This is a genomic window from Lactobacillus sp. 23-2, from assembly GCF_044902225.1.
Classification (GTDB): Bacteria; Bacillota; Bacilli; order Lactobacillales; family Lactobacillaceae; genus Lactobacillus; species Lactobacillus absianus.
This window is the reverse complement of record NZ_JAOQBX010000060.1, coordinates 1-966: the sequence shown is the minus strand read 5'-3', so window position 1 is coordinate 966 and position 966 is coordinate 1. Positions and strand designations below refer to the sequence as shown.

Genomic DNA, 966 nt, shown 5'->3' with positions numbered 1-966 from the left:
TGATATGACCCCCGAAATTAGGACACTAATTTCGGGGGTTATTTTCATGACTAAATACACTAAAGAAATCAAACTTGCTATCTACCACGAATGGATAGACGATGACAGGAGAGGTGCCTACCTTAGCCGGAAATATGGGATGAGGCCAGGAGAAATTGCATATATGGTGGCCTTACTTCAAAGGCATGGAGAAGGTATCCTGGATCGTCCTCAACAGAAATATACTTGTGATTTTAAGCTTGCGGCTATTGATAGGGTTCTGCTAGGTGGTGAAGCACTTAGGCAGGTTTCCTTAGACTTAGGGCTCACGAATCATGGAATTCTTGCAAATTGGCTTCGCTCTTTCAAAGAAAACGGGTATACTGTCATTACCAATAAGAAAGGTAGATCACCCAAGAATGCCCAAAAGCAAGGACAAACAACGGATCAAAGAGCTGGAAGAGCAGGTAAAGAGACTTACAGTCGAGCTTGCATACATAAAAAAATTGGAGGCCTTAATTCAAGAACGGAAGAGCCAAGAAAAGAAGAATTAGCTCGTGCAATCACTGAATTAAGGCAAGAATTGCGGCTTAGCGTTAAGTACATTATCGATGTTATTAATGCCGATCCTGGATTGCCTCATATCTCAAGAAGTAACTATTACTATCAGACCCATAAGCCAGATAAGGCTTCTGGTAACCAGAAGCTGATGGATAGAATCAAAGAGATCTATCTTGAACACAGCCAGCGCTATGGGTACCGGCGAATCTATGGACAGCTTCGCCGTGAAGGCTATGAGATCAATCATAAGAAGGTGCAGAGGCTCATGCAAAAGATGGGTTTATTCGGCATCTCAATCCGCAAGAGACGTAAATACAGCAGCTATTACGGCGTTCAAGGCAAGATCAAGCCAGACTTAATCAAGCGCAATTTCTACGCAATTATTCCCGACAGACATTGGTTTACCGACGTGACAGAATTCCATCT

1 protein-coding gene is annotated in these 966 nt (G+C 42.9%); it reads left to right on the top strand.

All coding sequences use genetic code 11. The features are described from left to right. Window positions 1–46: 46 nt before the first annotated feature. The coding region (locus OCH80_RS10140) for an IS3 family transposase (protein WP_404540641.1) at window positions 47–966 on the top strand (920 nt) is incomplete at its 3' end.